Genomic DNA, 16,944 nt, shown 5'->3' with positions numbered 1-16,944 from the left:
CGGTGGGCACGTCGCTCCGGCGTCACCAGTTTTCGAGCTGGACGAGTTACACCACCGATGCGGTGGTGGGTTTGCTGGAGGTCCAGCTGACGGATCAGCTTCGGTTCGGGTATGCGTATGATCGGACACTGAGCCAGTTGCAGAGCGTAGCGCCGAGTTCGCACGAGGTGATGATTCGGTACGAGTTCGGCTTCGGCAAGAATCGTATTCTGACGCCGAGGTATTTCTAATTTCGGCCTAGTATTTGCTCACTGAAAAGGTATATTCTCCAGTATCATGAGAATATACCTTTTTGCTTTTGCGGCTTTTCATCTTTCGTAGTGTATGACACGTTTTCTAGTTATTCTGGCTCTCTTTGGGCTGGCGTCTAATCCGTCGGTAGCCCAATCGCTTACCAAAAAAGCTGATCAGCAATTCAATCAATTGTCGTACACACGCGCAATTGAATTGTATGAACAGGCTCTTGCCAATTCTGGCAAACTAACGGATGATGAACGTCGAAATGCAAGGGCTAAATTAGGGTATAGCTATCAGCAAACGCATGATACGCAGAATGCCGAACGGGTGTATCATGACCTGATAAACGGTAGTGCGTTATCTGCCGATTACAATAAATACTATTTATTTTATGCTCAAGCTCTGGCGAGCAACGGAAAATACCGTGAAGCGCAGGAGGCTTATGACAAATACGGAAGTGTACAAGCGAATGATAAGCGAAGTTCATCATTCACGAAACTTTACAGCGATGCGAGCGTGCTCACCCGAAACGCAGGAAGCTACCAGGTTGATTTTCTGACCATGAATACCCGAAAGGCTGAATTTAGTCCGGTAATCTATAAAGATGGGCTGGTATTCGTTTCGGCGGGAAGCAGGGATGGAATAAAACGCGTATTTGAGTGGAATAAGACACCCTTTCTGGATCTGTATTATCTACCAGATCTCGCGACAATACGGGTGTCAAAGGCGTCTAGTCTAGGCGGGGGGAACTCCTTATCGAAGGGCGATAAAGCGCACTTGAGTCGGCCTTTGGGTAGTGATGACTTTACAGCACAGACCGCCAACGACACACGCACGGTTGGTTTTTATGGCGGAAATACCATCAATATGGGTTATGAAGACCAGCCAATCAGCGAATCCGATCGGTTCAGTCGGTCGTTGAATACAAAATACCACGAAGGTCCTGCTACGTTTAGCCAGGATGGCTCCCGGGTTATTTTTACCCGTAATAATTTCAACGAAGGCAAATACCGGAAAAGTACCGATGGTATCAACAAGTTAAAGTTGTATACGGCTACTCAACTTAATGGAGTCTGGAGCAAGGCCGACGAATTGCTATTCAACAGCAATGAATACTCGACCGGGCATCCGGCGTTATCGAAAAATAGCAACGGTGAACCTGATCAACTTCTCTATTTTTCGTCTGACCGGCCTGGTGGGTTGGGTGGAACGGATATTTACGTTTCTACATGGACAAACGGAAAGTGGGGCGAACCCGTAAATCTTGGTAAAGAAATCAATACGAAAGGAAATGAGCTTTTTCCTTTCGCCGACGAAAAAGGCAATATCTATTTCTCGTCGGATGGGCGGTCTGGTCTAGGCGGGCTGGATATTTTTTATGCGCAGCTACCAGCTGATGGTCGGCAGAGGCCGGTTGTCCGCAACCTGGGCGAACCAATCAATTCGTCGCAGGATGATTTTGGTATCGTGACTGATGGAAACCGTAACGCTGGCTACTTCAGCAGCAATCGCAAACATGGTGGTGCCGATGATGATGTGTACCGGTTCACTCGTGCCGGGGCGCTGTACCCATGCCGCGAATTGACCGTAAGTGTCATTGATGCACTGTCCAAGGAACCACTGGCGAATACGCAGATCGCCATGGACAATCCGGTTAATGATAAGCAAAAAAACCTGAAAACGGATGCCGATGGGCTGGTGCGACTATGTCTTAATGCTGACAGCGATTTTAATTTTATGGCTAGACGCGAGGGCTATCTCGATAATAAAGTTGGTTTTTCGACGAAAGACCTTTCGGATGATCAGCCATCTCGTCTGGAAATTTTACTGGACCAGTCGAGAGTTTATAATCGATCAGCGGCTACTACCTTACGGGGCCGGGTAACGGCTCAAACGGATAAAGTACCCATTGCTGGCGTAAAGGTGGTTTTGGTGAATGGTTGTGATGGTACTATTCAGGAAGCCGTTACCGGGCCTGATGGGAGCTATGAATTTGCGATTAAGCCCGGCTGTGACTACTCCCTCGAAGCCATAAAGAATAACCTGGGAACCATTGGCGGGCACGTAGCCAAAGACGGAACGGGTACCACTGACCTGACCATGTTCAGAAAAGGAGACATTATCAAGATCGATAATATCTACTACGACCTTAATAAGTCGACCATCCGCCCCGATGCGGCTGTTGAACTGGATAAAGTGGCCGCTCTTTTAGCCAAATACCCTGGAATGACCATTGAAATGCGGTCGCATACTGATAGCCGGGCTACGGCTGCGTACAACAAAACATTGTCGAGTAATCGGGCGCGAGCGGCCGTGAACTATCTGAAATCGAAAGGTATTTCATCAAAACGGTTAGTGGCAAAAGGATACGGCGAGACCGAATTGCTGAACGAATGCAAGGACGGTGTGAACTGTCCGGAAGAGGAGCATCAGCAAAACCGACGGACGGAAATAAAAATAATGAAATTATAAGGCCGCGATAAATCACGTTGAAACGGGATCCCAGTTCCTAAAAATCAATGATTTAAAGCCGGGCCAGAATCTGTCAACTAGCTATCCGTAAAATGCCGGGTCTCCTGTACCTAAATAGGATACCCGGCATTTTAGGTTTTTAGTCGTAACTCCTGCAAATTACTTGCTCATTCGACGTTCCTATGCGGTTTACTCACTATACCTTAGTCAAGTGCTTGTTCATAAGCAGTTTTATTCTGTTAACCAGCCAGCGCGTTCAGGCCCAAAAAGAGGTACTTTACTCGCAGTATCTGCTGAATCCGCTGAGCATAAATCCGGCTTATGCCGGTAGTCGTGAGTCCTTCCAATTATCGGCTTTTCTTCGACGCAAATGGATTAGCGTTCGGTATGCGCCAGTAACGCAGAGTGTTTCAGCCGATGGTGCTATTGCCAACGGTCGAATTGGGCTGGGCTTTCAGGCGTTGAACGATCGAATGGGCTTGTTTGCCACAACGGGTGCGTATGGGAGCGTGGCTTATCGCTTCAACATGCCTGCGCTAGCCAAACTGTCGATTGGTTTTCAGGGAGGTGTTAATGTAATTCCCATCTACGACGTAACAACGGCTGCTAGTATAAATCGGGCCGTTGCCAGCCTGGGCGTCGGGGTTTATTACCAGTCGGATCGCTTTTTTGCGGGCATTTCCGCCCCCGAACTGGGCGGTCAGGTAACGGACGCTACAGGCCGCTATGTATACAAAAGCGCCCGGCCAATTATGTTCCAGGCGGGCGCGCCCATTGAGGTGGGCGAAACGACCGTGCTTATCCCATCCCTGCTCGTCTCAAAAATAGCTGACCGACCACTCGGTGTCGACATAAATCTGCGGGCCTGGTTCGATGAGGAATTTGGGCTGGGGCTGTCGTATCGGCAAAACAGTCCGGGGCTTATTCAAACCAACTACCTGCAGGCTTTTGCTGAATACCAGCTGACAAAAGCTATCCGGCTGGCGTACACCTTCAATTCGCAAACGCCGGAGAGCCCGAACGCCATGCAGTACGATCAGAAAAGCGTTCATGAAATCATGCTCCGCTTTTCGCCCAACGCCCTTAAATTTATGTATTAGTTGCGGGATACTCCTCGTTTTCAATCGATAAGAGAAATTTCGGTACCTTCGTGCCTACATACACCGTAATTTAACGTCTGATTGAAAGCCTACAGCGAGGTTTCCAAAGCCGATATGTTGCGCTATTTGTCGGCCAACAGTCATATGCCTAATCAAACCACTATTCAGAACCTGTACATTCCCAGCGATCTCGACCGCGAGTTTCCGCTGGCTCCCCATTACGTTCAAACGTTCGGCAGCTATCCGAACTACCTGCATTTCAACGATGATTTTAAGCCCTCGGCTCAGCAATTGCTGGACAGCCGCAGTTTTACGATGGTCAACAGTTCGACACGGGTGAACGATGAGGGCTGGCACGTTATTGAGCGGATTTTTCAGCACGAGGACGGGGTGATTCTGAAGGCCGAATACGTGGGCGATCGCTTCTTTCGGCTTTATGGCTACTACCGCGATGAGGCATCGGCCAAGGTTCTGCTGGATGGAATTCAGGAACACAAATACGTTCATGAAGATAATCAGACGCACATCTATTTGATCCAGAGTGGTTTAGGTGGATTGCATACGGAGCGGGTCGAGATTCTGCCGCCCGATATCAATCTTGAGTTGCACTACAATGATGATTTTCCGGCTGTGCATGAGCGGTTGGTCAACTTACTGGCACAACCCAAAAGCAAGGGGCTGATCCTGCTGCACGGCGAGCCCGGAACCGGCAAAACGACTTACATCAAACACCTTAGTTCGTTGGTCAAAAAGGACATGCTTATTTTGCCGCCTTACATGACGAACTACCTGACTTCGCCCGAAATAATTCCGTTTTTGCTGGATAACAAAGAGTCGGTGCTCATTATTGAAGATGCCGAGCGGATACTTCAGTCGCGCGAAGCAGGAGGAGATACCAACAGTGTCTCGAATATCCTGAATCTTACCGATGGGTTGCTGGCCGATTGCATGCACATCCAAGTGATTGCGACTTTCAACGCCAGTAAGCATTTATTAGACAAGGCATTACTTCGAAAAGGACGCCTGATGGTTGATTACGCGTTTGGTAAGTTGACATCAGCCAAAGCCAACAGCCTGCTCACTGAACTCGGTATGACGTACCGGACGGATCAACCCATGACGCTGGCTGATATATTCAATCTGGATGAGCAAACCGTTTCGGGGGAGCGGCAGGAAGCACAAAAAGTTGGTTTTTGACCTGTACCTGCCTAACGGCTTTGGTCCGACTCTATTCACGAATGAAAAGCTGTTTTTTGTTTTTCTGCTTCTGGGCAGGACTTCTGTTGCCGGGTTTTGCCCAAACGACCTGGCCACCTGTTTATGAAATTAAAAAAGACACGGCGCTAACTATTGACTCAACCCATCTCCAGATACTCGAAGATCGGGAAGGGAAGTTTACCTTCAAGCAGGTCCAGGAAAATCCAGATTTTCGCGTCGAGCCTTCGTATGATCCTGCCCGACGTTCGCATGTGTATTGGGTTCGGATGCGGGTTATAAATGCACTGCCCGACACGCTGAACCTTTATTTGTGTGATTTCTCCAGTAATTACCTGGATATGTACTGGCTCGATGCCCGAAGTCGGTGGCAACACCAACGTACGGGTGGCCTCATTCCGCAAAGCCAGTTACCCGACCGAAAGGGAAATAAAGAGCGGAACAGACTATTTTTTCGCCTGGCGCCGGGCCAGCAGACAACCATTTACCAGCGCTCGGAACGCGTATTTTGGTGGCCTCCCTTGACGTATGTTTCCACGCAACTGCAAACGGAGCGCGAGCGAGTCGATGCGCTCTTTACTTATATCCGGGTAGAGAATGGGTGGGAATCTTACTTTTTTGACGGAATCATGATCGGCATTCTTTTGCTGGCGGTTTTTTATAATCTGTTTATTTTCTTCTCCATAAAAGACCGCGTCTATCTGTATTTTTCTGTCAGCCTGTTCTTCTTTACCCTATCGCGAAACCAGTCCCGTATTCAACTGGCTTTTTTCGATGAATATCCTTACGAATTCAGCCTGCTGGCTTACTTTTTCTTTATCGTTTATTTCGTATTTTTTGTCCAGTCGATCTGTAAGTTTATTCAGCCTGGCCCGGATTTTTCTCCTCTGAATACATTCATTTCCCTATTTCTATGGGCTACCGTGCTTATAGATATCGGGCTGTTTTTCTCGTATAGGGTTACATGGATTTCAACAGACACCGTTGAGTTTATAATCGAGGTGCTGATTCGGCTGGTTTACCTGTTGTGTATCATGCTCATGTTGAGAATGATAAAAGCCGGATCAGCTGACGCACGCTTTGTTTTACTGGCCACAACACCTCTGTTCTTATTGTGGCTTTATACCCTAACGAACCGGGTGCTGGGTATGTATTTCGGCATCGAGGTGCCAAAGCAAGTCCGTGTGGGGTCCGAATATGTTGAAAATGCCTGTTTTGCCTGGCTGATCATTTTCTTTTCGGGGGCGCTTGTGAATCGGTACAACCTGGCTCGTCGGCGGGTAGCTCAGCAGATTATTGAGCGCGAACAGGTGGAGAAGGAACGGGAAATGGAACGCATTCGAATCATCGAAAGCCAGAAAGAACTTCTTGAACAGCAGGTTGACGAACGAACGGCTCAACTAAAGACCTCCCTCGATAACCTCCGTGCGACGCAGAACCAGCTTATACAAAAAGAGAAAATGGCGTCGTTAGGCGAATTGACGGCGGGCATTGCCCACGAGATTCAGAATCCACTGAATTTCGTTACCAACTTCTCCGATGTGAGCGTTGAGTTGCTGGATGAATTGAAGGAGGGCCCCTTACAGAAATTGACTGATTCGGAGAAGGAGTATGCCGACGAAATTATGAGCGATATAGCGCTGAATCTGGAGAAGATTGCTTACCACGGCAATCGCGCCAGCAGCATTGTGAAGGGAATGCTTGAGCATAGCCGTATGTCAACGGGCGAACGTAAGCTTACAGATCTCAACGCGCTGGTTGATGAGTATCTTCGCCTGGCCTATCATGGACTTCGGGCCAAAGAGAAAAGTTTCAACTGTGAACTGGTCACCCACTTTGACCCGACTCTGCCTGTCATTCATGTGGTTACGCAGGATGTTGGCCGGGTGTTACTGAATCTGTTTGCGAATGCGTTCTATGCCATTACCGAAAAGAAGAACCAGCTCGATGCAACAGCTCAAATAGCCTATAAACCCACCGTAACCGTTCGTACGGCTTATGTGAACAACCAGGTAGAAGTTCACGTACTGGACAACGGTACGGGTATGCCCGAGTCAGTGAAAGCTAAACTATTTCAGCCTTTTTTCACGACTAAACCCGCCGGAAGTGGAACGGGGCTGGGTCTCTCGTTATCCTATGACATCATCACAAAAGGGCATGGTGGTACGATAACCGTGGATAGCACACCCGGTGAAGGTACTGAATTTACGTTGAGTGTGGCAGTAGATGAACAGTCGTCTACGAGGACAGCGCTCCATGACTGATTCGCCTGATTGGCTGGCGAATGTTACCGCAGCCGGTTAGCTTTCCATTTACTTGGCCTAGTCGTTACAGTCATCTCATTGGTTGGTGATTGCGCGGCACTTTTCGGCTTGTTGTTCAGTAACCAGGCTGCCAGCACAACCGCTAACTGATCTTCAGTAGTATTGGGTGGAGGAGTGAGGCTATCAGGTGTAAAGTACTTGCTTACGAAGCCCGTATCGAACTGCCCCGATCGGAAGGCATCGTGTTCCATCACAAACCGACAGAAAGCCAGCGTGGTCTGAACGCCCGAAATCTGGTACTCATCAATGGCCCGAATCATTTTCTGAATAGCTTCCTCGCGGGTATCACCGTAGGTGATGAGCTTGGCGATCATCGGGTCGTAATAGATTGGAATAGACATGCCCTGCTCGAACCCATCGTCTACCCGCACGCCATTTCCCTGTGGCCGGACATACGTATCGAGGGTACCAACGTCGGGTAAGAAATTGTTGGCCGGGTCTTCGGCGTAAACCCGCACTTCCATGGCGTGGCCCTTTATCGTTAAATCTTCCTGCCTGATGGCCAGGGATTTGCCTTCGGCAATGTAAATCATTTGCTGGACCAGGTCTACCCCTGTAATCTGCTCCGTAACGGGGTGCTCCACCTGTAGGCGCGTGTTCATTTCGAGAAAGTAAAAGTCGAGGTTATCGTTGACGATAAATTCGACGGTACCCGCACCGTAATACCCACAGGCGCGCGCCACATCGACAGCCGCCCGGCCCATTGCATCTCGAATCTCGGGCGTCAGAATAGACGAAGGAGCTTCTTCAACCACCTTTTGATGTCGGCGTTGTATAGAACACTCGCGTTCAAATAAGTGAATGATGTTGCCTTGCTGATCGCCAAGGATCTGAATCTCAACATGCCGGGGCGAGGTGACATACTTCTCGATGAATACCGATCCATCGCCAAACGCCGACAGCGCTTCGCTAACGGCCCGGTCCATCTGTTCATCAAAATCAGCTTCATTTTCGACCACCCTCATGCCTTTACCACCCCCGCCAGCACTGGCTTTTATCAGAATCGGGTAGCCAATCGTGGCTGATATGCGTTTGGCCTCAGCCCGTCCCTGAGCGGACCCGTCGATGGCTGATGGCGTACCCGGAACCATGGGAATATTGTAGTTCGCTACGGCGGCCTTGGCGGCCAGTTTACTGCCCATGATCTCGATGCTCTCGGGCGAGGGACCAACAAAGATCAGCCCGGCATCACGTACGGCGCGGGCAAAGTTGGCATTCTCGGACAAGAAACCGTAGCCGGGATGAATAGCGTCGACGTGCAGTCGTTTACACACGTCAATGATACCATCTGCCCGAAGGTAAGACTCAGACGAGGGAGCCGGACCAACACAGACCGATTCATCAGCATAGCGAACGTGGAGGGCCGTACGATCGGCTTCGGAGTAAATGGCTACCGTCTGAATGCCCATTTCCCGGGCTGTTCGCATGATCCGTAAAGCGATTTCGCCCCGGTTCGCAATAAGAAGTTTTTTGATCGTTGGCATAAGGTTATCTGACGGACGAAGCCACTTGAGTAACATGGCTGCGGTACAGGTTTGAGCCGGGATGCGACTACGGATTAGCAAATTTAGATGGGTCTGGCGGCATACCGCCAGAGTGCCCGGCCGGACAAGAAATCAATAATACAAATTTGTCACAAAACGATTATCAAATTGAATTTTACGAACTTGAATTTGTGCTACCGAAAGTTAACCGTATTTTTGCACTTACTCAGTAATAAAGTAAGGGTTTGCCCTGATAAACAATAGCAATAAGTGGATTTATTTGAGAAACTACGTAACAACTTAGGGCCCATTGGTTCGCCAGCACGGGAGTTCAATGGCCACCATTATTTCGCGTTTCCTAAACTTGAAGGCGAACTTGGCCCGCACATGCGTTTTCGGGGGAAGGAAGTGCTGAACTGGAGCCTGAACAACTACCTGGGGTTGGGTAACCATCCTGAGATCCGTAAGGCGGATGCCGATGCTTCGGCGCAATGGGGACTGGCCTATCCAATGGGCGCTCGGATGATGTCGGGAAACAGCGATCTGCACGAGCAATTCGAAAAGGAGTTGGCGGAGTTTGTTGGTAAAGAAGATTCGTTCCTGTTAAACTACGGTTATCAGGGGGTTATGTCGGCCATCGAAGCGGTTGTTGACCACCGTGATGTCATCGTTTATGATGCGGAGTGTCACGCCTGTCTGATCGACGGTATTCGGTTGCACAAAGCCAAAATGGGCGAATACTATAAGTTCAACCACAATGACATGCCCAGTCTGGAAAAAAACCTCCAGCGGGCCACTAAAAAAGCAGCTGAAAAAGGCGGTAGCATCCTGGTCGTTACAGAAGGCGTATTTGGTATGTCCGGCAAAGTAGGTAGCCTGGATAAGATTGTTGCGCTAAAAGAAAAATACGAATTCCGGTTATTGGTCGACGATGCGCACGGCTTCGGTACGATGGGCGCAACCGGCGCGGGTGTTGGTGAAATGCTAGGCTGCCAGGATGGGATCGACCTGTATTTCTCGACGTTCGCCAAATCGATGGCAGCTATCGGTGCGTTCATTGCGGCCGATCACGACATCATCATGTACCTCAAGTACAACATGCGGTCGCAAACCTACGCCAAAGCCCTGCCAATGCCTTACGTGGTAGGTGGGTTGAAGCGCTTGGATATGATTCGCAACTCGTCGGAGTTCCGCGATAAGCTATGGGAAAATGTGCGTGCCCTTCAGAACGGATTACGTGAGCGGGGTTTCGATATCGGTGACACCCAATCGCCGGTAACGCCGGTTCTTTTACAAAATGTGAAAGGAGGAATTCCCGAAGTAACAGGCTTGATCCGTGACTTGCGCGAGAACCACGGTATCTTCTGTTCGATCGTTGTTTATCCGGTTGTTCCAAAAGAAATCGTGATGCTTCGGATCATTCCGACAGCCGCTCATACGCTCGCCGATGTACAGTATACACTGGAAGCTTTCTCGAAAGTAGCCGATAACCTGGAAAAAGGATATTATCGCCAGAATACGACCGAAATCGCTCCGGAAACCATCGAAGTATCGGCGGAAGCAGCCAGTGAATAGAGTTTTAGTAAAAAAATTGCATTTTCTGGCTATTTTTTTGTCTTGCCTATTGCGCTATATGACAGAATGACTAAATTTCGATCTAAAACCGCGTTTTTAGCGGAATTTGGGCATTTTATACACTTAACCCCATACAAATCGCTATGGCACGCTTCGATGAAGTAAAGAATTTGGTTCTATCGCTTGAAGGTGATTTCGAGAAATTCTACGAAAAAAATAACCAGGCTGCCGGAACTCGCGTTCGCAAAGGAATGCAGGATTTGAAGACGTTAGCACAGGAAATACGCTCTGAAGTTCAGAACGCTAAAAACAGTGCTGAATAAGTAAACGGTCGCCTTGGCCAGTAAATGAAACACCCTCGTCTGATACAGGCGGGGGTGTTTTTTGCGTAGAGCCGCAACCCTTTGCGGCTAATGCATCGGCTGGTTGTATCAACTACATCGGCTGGTTATGACTGACGCATGAGAGCCGCAAGGGGTTGCGGCTCTACGAGATCTTTTCCCGGTGCATAAGCGTAGCAATGCCTTTGGTCGTCACCTTACCGGTTTGTTTGTCCCGAACTTCACCCAGAATTTGAGCGGTGTGCTTGGCTGAGTCGATTGACTGCACGGTGAACGTAGCTTCGTAATCGGTGTCGACGAACATGGGTCGCAGAAATTCGAACGTTTGCCCCAGGTAGACCGATCCGTAACCGGGAAACTCGGTACCAAGCACTTTCGTAAAAACGCTGGCACCTAGCATGCCATGTATAATAGGGCGCTTGAAGGGCGTTTGGGCCGCAAAATCAGCGTCGAGGTGAAGCGGGTTGTTGTCTCCGGTAACCCTGGCGAAATCGGCTACATCAGCCTGTGAGAAGCGAAACGAATAACGATGAACCGCGTGAAGGCCAAAATCAGGAATCATAGTGACGGATGGATAATGAGCCGGTAAAGTTCGTAATCTCCCGTTAAATCATTCCTCATTCCGAACGCTTAATTTAGCATTCAACTGTACCTTCGTGGTAATTATGCTGAGAAATCTAGTTGAACTCGATACAGCGACAGCAAAGCGCGTATTCGGCTTAGACATTATGCGGGCGGCTGCTATTCTGATTGTGGTGGATGCGCACGCAACCGTTGCCCTGAAAGACTATTACAGTGGCGCCTTTTGGCATCATTTATTGCCCGATGGCGTTGAGTTGTTTTTTGTTCTGAGCGGCTTTCTGATCGGAGGAATACTCATTCGGTCGTACGAGAAAAAAGCAACATTCGACCGGCAGTTACTGATAAATTTCTGGACGCGCCGGTGGTTTCGTACGTTACCCAACTATTACCTCGTGTTGGGCGGACTGATTGCCTTTGCCTTACTACAAGCGCTACGAAGCGGCCTTCAGCACAAGCTACCCGATACCGGCACGCTGGTTACCTATTTCTTTTTTCTGCAAAACTTTGCGCATTACATCCCGGATTTCTTTCCTGAAACCTGGAGTCTAGCCATCGAAGAATGGTCGTATATAACGCTGCCGTTGGTACTGTGGCTTTTTCACATGCTCTTGTCGGCCAGCTGGCCGCGGCAACGCATAGTTCTGGCAACGATTCTGTTCATCATTATCGGAACCAATCTATACCGTTTCATTACGGCTATTCAGATACCGATTACTGAAGGGGAGCTAGGGTATCGGGGTATCGTAATTACCCGACTGGATGCCATTTCATACGGAGTCCTGGCTGCTTACGTAAAAAATTACTTTCCCGAGCGCTGGCGGAATGATGCGCTGCGTCGCCGGTTGCTGCGCATTGGCTTAACGCTAACGCTTATTGCAGCCTTCACCTCATCGGTATTTATCATAAAATTTTATGGTGATCTTGGTTTTTTTCACGCGTACACGTTCTACAAACGCACCCTTTATTTTCCCGCTATTGGGTTGAGTATGGCGCTCCTGATGCCATATATGGACGGCTGGCGTACGGCTACGGGCCCGTGGGCGCGGTTCGGTCTTGCTCGGGCCATCACGCATATCAGCCTGATTTCCTACTCGATGTATCTGCTCAATCTGACCCCCATTATGGTTACGTTCATTGAGCGGATACCAACCACTTCCCTGGCTACCGGCTGGTTCAAGGTTGGTTTATTCTGGGTACTCGTCCTGTTCCTATCGACGTTGCTATTCAAATTCTTTGAAAAGCCGGTTACCCAGCTTCGTGAACGCATATCCGCGAAGGAGCCTACTCAACTGATCAGTGAGCGGGTGAACGAATAAATAACAGCTGGACTGTGGCCCGTACGGCTAATTGGAATGATCGCTGACGATAATCCAGCGATTTTTGATTTTACGCCAGAGTAAAGTGAAGTGCCCTTCGGTATTGCCAATTTCCGGGCGCGTGAGCTGGAACCGGCCAATGACGTAGGCCATGGTTGGCGTCAGTAAATCCAGTTGCAGAATGTCGAATTTAAGGGTACCCATGGATGCCCGGTCGGGGTAGCGCTTCTTATAGTTTGCCAGGGTAGCCTGATAACCATAGGTAACGCCCGCTTTACTGACGAACGTTAGCGAGTCTGAATTCCAGTAGCTGGTCATAAACCTGTCGACGCGCCCGGCGTTCCAATCATCGGTTTGTCGTTTCAGCGTTTCCAGAATAGACCGCCGGTCGCGGTTTGCGGTCAACTTTTGAGATGATGACGACTGACACAAGGCGGGGAAAGCCAGCAGACTGAGCAAGGAAACGCAAAAGAACTGTTTCATATAAAGAAGTTTATCAACCGGGGGCAACGTTGACAAGTGGAGTGGACTACGACAATACTGGTTTGTTAAGGTTAACGATTATTTTGATCACTGAGTTATGAGACTACAGGATAAAGTCGCCATCATTACCGGAGCCGCCCGGGGTATCGGGCAGGCTGCTGCTAACGTATTTTGCCGGGAGGGCGCCACCGTACTTATCTGGGACTTATTGGAGGAGGGCGAAACAACCGCTCAACAGCTTCGGGATCAGGGGTTTCAATGCTATTTCAGGCATGTCAGTACAACAGACGTAGCTGAAATTGAGCGGGCCGCGAAGGACGTGTATGACCAGTACGGGCGAATTGATATTCTGATCAATAATGCAGGCATCACACGTGACAAAACGCTCCTGAAAATGTCGTTTGACGAATGGCAGCAGGTGATTGACGTGAACCTGACGGGTGTGTTCAATTGCACAAAAGTTATTGCGCCGTATATGATCGAGCGAAAATACGGACGCATTATCTGTACCTCTTCCATCAATGGGGTGCATGGTGCTTTCGGGCAAACCAACTATGCCGCAGCCAAAGCGGGTATTATCGGTATGGTACGGTCCTGGTCGAAAGAGCTTGGCCCCAAGGGCATTACCGCGAATGCTGTAGCACCGGGCTTTATACAAACCGCTATGACGGACGCCATGCCCGATGAGGTGCGCAATCAGGCGGTAGCCACCATTCCCGTACGGCGCATTGGCCAGCCAGAAGATATTGCCAATGCCTATTTGTTTCTGGCTTCCGACGAAGCGTCATTCGTGAACGGACACGTGCTAGCCGTCAATGGGGGACAGGCTTTGTAAATCGCTCTATTAGTATCAGTAAAAGATTGGTATCGTCACAGCCAGATAAGCCATGTTCGCGCGGTTACGGAAACGATTGTTGTCCGCCACAATATCCCGGTTAGAGACGGTTGTTTCGGTAGTGAGCCATTGGTAACCCAGTTTGACGCCTACTCGCTGGCTGACCCGAACCCGGGCGTATAGTTCCGTCGCCAGCGTGCCCAGGTCATTATCGCCGAGTAAGCGCAGATTCATAAGGCTTGGACGGGATTTCTGAAGCGCATTGGCACCCGTGAAGGAATTCGTTATTGAATCAGCACCTGTCGATGACTTTATCTGGAACTGACCGGTGGATGACTGATACCGGCCCGTTCGTGATCGGCCGAATGAGACGCCCAACAGATCGGCGCTGGCTCCTATCTCCACCCTTCCCAGATTGATCTGCGCCCGAAAACCAATGTTCAGCGAGGTCATGGACACATGGTCGTACCGAACGGTATCTATATTATTAACCACGATGGGACCCGATAATGCATTGAAACCGGTTTTTTCGCGCGTCAGGCGAGCCGGGGCGGTATAGTAATTTATGTCGTTGCCATAAAAGGCACCCAAACGAGCTGTCCAGCCAAGCGAAAAACGTTTGTGTTCGCCGATATTGATCAGTTGATAATAGGTAGCCGAGGGGTTGTAATTATTTTTTGAATAGGCTATTCCCAGGTCGTAACCGCTGCTAAGACGAGCCGCTACCGGCGATTGGGCGAAGGTAAAAAAAGGTAAGGCGCTGAGTAATAATAAACTAAGTAATTGCTTCATTAATACAGTAAGGCAGTTGCTGGGCAAATATAGTTAAGGATAGGGAGCTAACAGACGCAAATTAAACTGGAATACGGGTGATGAGTTAACGGAACATGTTTGGCTTTTACATGCATGCCCGGCTAACCAATCACCCGTACTTTACTATATTATACCATTTTTAACACCACAGCACCCAGCGGTGGGATGTTCACATTGATTGATTGAGAGCGGCCATGCCATGACTCTGCATCACTGGAAATCGGAGATGCATTGATAACACCACTCCCGTAAAACTCAACGGCATCGCTGTTAAAGATTTCTTTGTAAGAACCCGCGGCTGGCACCCCAATCCGATAACCGGTACGAGGGATGGGCGTCATGTTCAGGACAATCAATAAGTTATCTTCGGGGCGGTTTCCCTTACGCATGTAGCTAATGACGCTGTTTTCCCGGTCGGTAGTATCGATCCACTCAAAGCCGTCGGCCGAGAAATTACGCTCGTACATGGCGGGCTCCGTCTTATAAAGAGCGTTCAGGGCTTTCATGCAACTCAGTACGCCCTTGTGCGGAGCGAATTCGAGCAGGTGCCAGTCGAGGCTGGTATCGAATTTCCATTCCGACGTTTGCCCAAATTCGCCACCCATAAATATAAGTTTGGTGCCGGAGTGGGTAAACATGTACGCAAACAGAAGTCGCAGGTTGGCAAAGCGCTGCCACTCATCGCCGGGCATTTTTCCAACCAGCGAGTGCTTGCCATACACAACTTCATCGTGCGAAAGAGGCAGCATGAAGTTTTCCGTATAGGCGTATACTGTACTGAATGTCAGTTCGTCCTGATGAAATTTGCGGAAAGCCGGATCGCGCTCGAAGTAACGGAGCGTGTCGTTCATCCAACCCATCATCCACTTCATGCCGAAGCCAAGTCCACCCGTGTATACAGGGCGGGATACGCCCGGGAAAGCCGTCGACTCTTCCGCAATGGTCTGGGTGTCCGGGAAGTCTTTATAGATCGCTTCGTTGATTTCCTTGATGAGCGAGATGACTTCGAGGTTTTCGCGGCCACCAAAAATGTTGGGTTCCCACTCGCCGGCATTACGGGAGTAGTCCAGATAAAGCATAGACGCTACCGCATCGACCCGCAGGCCATCAACGTGGCAGCGGTCGAGCCAGAACATAGCGTTGCTAATCAAAAACGAGCGAACTTCTGGCCGACCGTAGTTAAAGATGTAGCTTTTCCAGTCAGGATGGTATCCTTTTCGGGGGTCTGGGTACTCGTAAAGGTGCGAACCATCGAACTCATACAAGCCGTGTGCGTCGCCCGGAAAATGGGAGGGAACCCAGTCCAGAAACACACCGATGCCCGCCTGGTGCAAGCGCTCAATGAGTTGCATGAACTCCTGTGGTGTGCCAAAACGGCTGCTGGGGGCAAAGTACCCGGTAATCTGGTAACCCCATGATGGTGCGTAGGGATACTGCATAATGGGCATAAACTCCACGTGAGTGAATCCCAGATCCTGCAAATAAGGCACCAAGGCATCAGCAATTTCACCATAGGTCAACTCCCGCTCCGGATCGCCGGGGTCCCGGCGCCAGGAAGACAGGTGCATCTCGTAGACTGAAATGGCTGCATCGAGGGCGTTTTTCTCCTTCCGGGTAGACATCCAGTCCTGATCCTGCCACTCATGGTACGTATCCCAGACAACGGAAGCCGTTTTGGGGGGTATTTCCCACCAATGCGCATAAGGATCACCCTTCTCCAATTCGCGACCGTTCTCGTTGACAATGAAATACTTATACGTTTCGCCCCGGCCAATGTTCGGAATGAATACTTCCCAGATGCCCGACGAATCCCAGCGAACATTCATCGGCTGACTTCCTTTGTTCCAGCCGTTGAAATTGCCGATAACGGATACGTACTTAGCCGAGGGAGCCCATACGGCAAAATAAGTACCAACTACTCCGTTGTGTTCCACAACGTGAGCGCCAAATTTTTCGTAAAGTTTCTGGTGTTTTCCGCTACGGAACAGGTGAATGTCGAAGTCGGAGAAGCGCGAGTAAGCACCGGCATCCTGAGCGGCTTCGTCCGATTGGACCGGGGAACTCGCAGGTTGTTCGGGTATTGTAGATTGCACCGTTGGTTCGGTTTCGGCCGATGGTGTAGAAGTTTTGCGTTTTGCCATTGGTTGGGACTAATAGATACGTTATT

At 49.6% G+C, this 16,944-nt stretch carries 14 protein-coding genes; 9 read left to right on the top strand and 5 right to left on the bottom strand.

The window, feature by feature from the left end:
* The 5 genes from ACYU87_RS19350 to ACYU87_RS19330 form a co-directional block, all read left to right on the top strand.
* On the top strand, positions 1-230 hold a 230-nt coding region (locus ACYU87_RS19350; protein WP_461133602.1), incomplete at its 5' end, for a type IX secretion system membrane protein PorP/SprF.
* A gap of 94 nt (positions 231-324) precedes the next feature.
* Positions 325-2,709, top strand: coding sequence for an OmpA family protein (locus ACYU87_RS19345; RefSeq protein ID WP_461135725.1), 2,385 nt, complete (start codon positions 325-327; stop codon positions 2,707-2,709).
* Between the two features lie 182 nt (positions 2,710-2,891).
* Positions 2,892-3,809, top strand: a complete 918-nt coding sequence (locus tag ACYU87_RS19340) for a PorP/SprF family type IX secretion system membrane protein (RefSeq protein WP_461135724.1) — start codon at positions 2,892-2,894, stop codon at positions 3,807-3,809.
* Between the two features lie 114 nt (positions 3,810-3,923).
* Positions 3,924-5,006, top strand: coding sequence for an AAA family ATPase (locus tag ACYU87_RS19335; RefSeq protein ID WP_461135741.1), 1,083 nt, complete (start codon positions 3,924-3,926; stop codon positions 5,004-5,006).
* A gap of 41 nt (positions 5,007-5,047) precedes the next feature.
* Positions 5,048-7,288 carry a sensor histidine kinase gene (locus tag ACYU87_RS19330; protein ID WP_461135723.1) on the top strand — a complete coding sequence of 747 codons (2,241 nt, stop codon included), beginning with the start codon at positions 5,048-5,050 and terminating at the stop codon, positions 7,286-7,288.
* A gap of 23 nt (positions 7,289-7,311) precedes the next feature.
* On the opposite strand, the gene ACYU87_RS19325 is transcribed toward ACYU87_RS19330, so the two are convergent.
* Positions 7,312-8,832, bottom strand: coding sequence for an acetyl-CoA carboxylase biotin carboxylase subunit (locus ACYU87_RS19325; protein ID WP_461135722.1), 1,521 nt, complete (start codon positions 8,830-8,832; stop codon positions 7,312-7,314).
* A 270-nt stretch (positions 8,833-9,102) separates the two neighbouring features.
* On the opposite strand from ACYU87_RS19325, the gene ACYU87_RS19320 reads away from it, so the two are divergent.
* Together ACYU87_RS19320 and ACYU87_RS19315 are read left to right on the top strand one after the other, a co-directional pair.
* Positions 9,103-10,407, top strand: coding sequence for an aminotransferase class I/II-fold pyridoxal phosphate-dependent enzyme (locus ACYU87_RS19320; protein WP_461135721.1), 1,305 nt, complete (start codon positions 9,103-9,105; stop codon positions 10,405-10,407).
* A gap of 143 nt (positions 10,408-10,550) precedes the next feature.
* On the top strand, positions 10,551-10,730 hold the full coding sequence (locus ACYU87_RS19315) for a histone H1 (RefSeq protein WP_461135720.1): 180 nt from the start codon (positions 10,551-10,553) through the stop codon (positions 10,728-10,730).
* 163 nt (positions 10,731-10,893) lie between these two features.
* Here ACYU87_RS19315 and ACYU87_RS19310 read toward each other — a convergent pair whose 3' ends face one another.
* A complete protein-coding gene (locus ACYU87_RS19310) occupies positions 10,894-11,310 on the bottom strand; it encodes a MaoC family dehydratase (protein ID WP_461135719.1) in 417 nt (138 codons plus the stop codon).
* Between the two features lie 103 nt (positions 11,311-11,413).
* Here ACYU87_RS19310 and ACYU87_RS19305 point away from each other — a divergent pair, with 103 nt between their 5' ends.
* Positions 11,414-12,646 carry an acyltransferase family protein gene (locus tag ACYU87_RS19305; protein WP_461135718.1) on the top strand — a complete coding sequence of 411 codons (1,233 nt, stop codon included), beginning with the start codon at positions 11,414-11,416 and terminating at the stop codon, positions 12,644-12,646.
* Positions 12,647-12,673: 27 nt separating this feature from the next.
* Here ACYU87_RS19305 and ACYU87_RS19300 read toward each other — a convergent pair whose 3' ends face one another.
* Positions 12,674-13,129, bottom strand: coding sequence for a YybH family protein (locus ACYU87_RS19300; protein WP_461135717.1), 456 nt, complete (start codon positions 13,127-13,129; stop codon positions 12,674-12,676).
* A 97-nt stretch (positions 13,130-13,226) separates the two neighbouring features.
* Between ACYU87_RS19300 and fabG the strand changes: the two genes are divergently transcribed.
* Complete coding sequence (gene fabG / locus ACYU87_RS19295) at positions 13,227-13,964, top strand: 3-oxoacyl-ACP reductase FabG (RefSeq protein WP_461135716.1); 738 nt, start codon at positions 13,227-13,229, stop codon at positions 13,962-13,964.
* A 15-nt stretch (positions 13,965-13,979) separates the two neighbouring features.
* Here fabG and ACYU87_RS19290 read toward each other — a convergent pair whose 3' ends face one another.
* On the bottom strand, positions 13,980-14,756 hold the full coding sequence (locus ACYU87_RS19290; protein ID WP_461135715.1) for a hypothetical protein: 777 nt from the start codon (positions 14,754-14,756) through the stop codon (positions 13,980-13,982).
* A gap of 149 nt (positions 14,757-14,905) precedes the next feature.
* Positions 14,906-16,918: a 1,4-alpha-glucan branching protein GlgB gene (glgB, locus tag ACYU87_RS19285; RefSeq protein WP_461135714.1), complete on the bottom strand. Its 2,013-nt coding sequence runs from the start codon at positions 16,916-16,918 to the stop codon at positions 14,906-14,908.
* Positions 16,919-16,944: the final 26 nt, after the last annotated feature.

The sequence above is a fragment of the Spirosoma lituiforme genome, assembly GCF_054776635.1.
This window is presented reverse-complemented; position numbering and strand designations above follow the sequence as displayed.

Excerpts from the sequence above, each read along its gene's own strand:
- ACYU87_RS19290 (WP_461135715.1), bottom strand. The coding sequence starts at position 14,756 with ATGAAGCAATTACTTAGTTTATTATTACTCAGCGCCTTACCTTTTTTT.
- ACYU87_RS19345 (WP_461135725.1), top strand. The coding sequence starts at position 325 with ATGACACGTTTTCTAGTTATTCTGGCTCTCTTTGGGCTGGCGTCTAAT.
- ACYU87_RS19335 (WP_461135741.1), top strand. The coding sequence starts at position 3,924 with ATGTTGCGCTATTTGTCGGCCAACAGTCATATGCCTAATCAAACCACT.
- ACYU87_RS19305 (WP_461135718.1), top strand. The coding sequence starts at position 11,414 with ATGCTGAGAAATCTAGTTGAACTCGATACAGCGACAGCAAAGCGCGTA.
- ACYU87_RS19315 (WP_461135720.1), top strand. The coding sequence starts at position 10,551 with ATGGCACGCTTCGATGAAGTAAAGAATTTGGTTCTATCGCTTGAAGGT.
- fabG (WP_461135716.1), top strand. The coding sequence starts at position 13,227 with ATGAGACTACAGGATAAAGTCGCCATCATTACCGGAGCCGCCCGGGGT.
- ACYU87_RS19340 (WP_461135724.1), top strand. The coding sequence starts at position 2,892 with ATGCGGTTTACTCACTATACCTTAGTCAAGTGCTTGTTCATAAGCAGT.
- ACYU87_RS19330 (WP_461135723.1), top strand. The coding sequence starts at position 5,048 with ATGAAAAGCTGTTTTTTGTTTTTCTGCTTCTGGGCAGGACTTCTGTTG.
- glgB (WP_461135714.1), bottom strand. The coding sequence starts at position 16,918 with ATGGCAAAACGCAAAACTTCTACACCATCGGCCGAAACCGAACCAACG.
- ACYU87_RS19300 (WP_461135717.1), bottom strand. The coding sequence starts at position 13,129 with ATGAAACAGTTCTTTTGCGTTTCCTTGCTCAGTCTGCTGGCTTTCCCC.
- ACYU87_RS19325 (WP_461135722.1), bottom strand. The coding sequence starts at position 8,832 with ATGCCAACGATCAAAAAACTTCTTATTGCGAACCGGGGCGAAATCGCT.
- ACYU87_RS19310 (WP_461135719.1), bottom strand. The coding sequence starts at position 11,310 with ATGATTCCTGATTTTGGCCTTCACGCGGTTCATCGTTATTCGTTTCGC.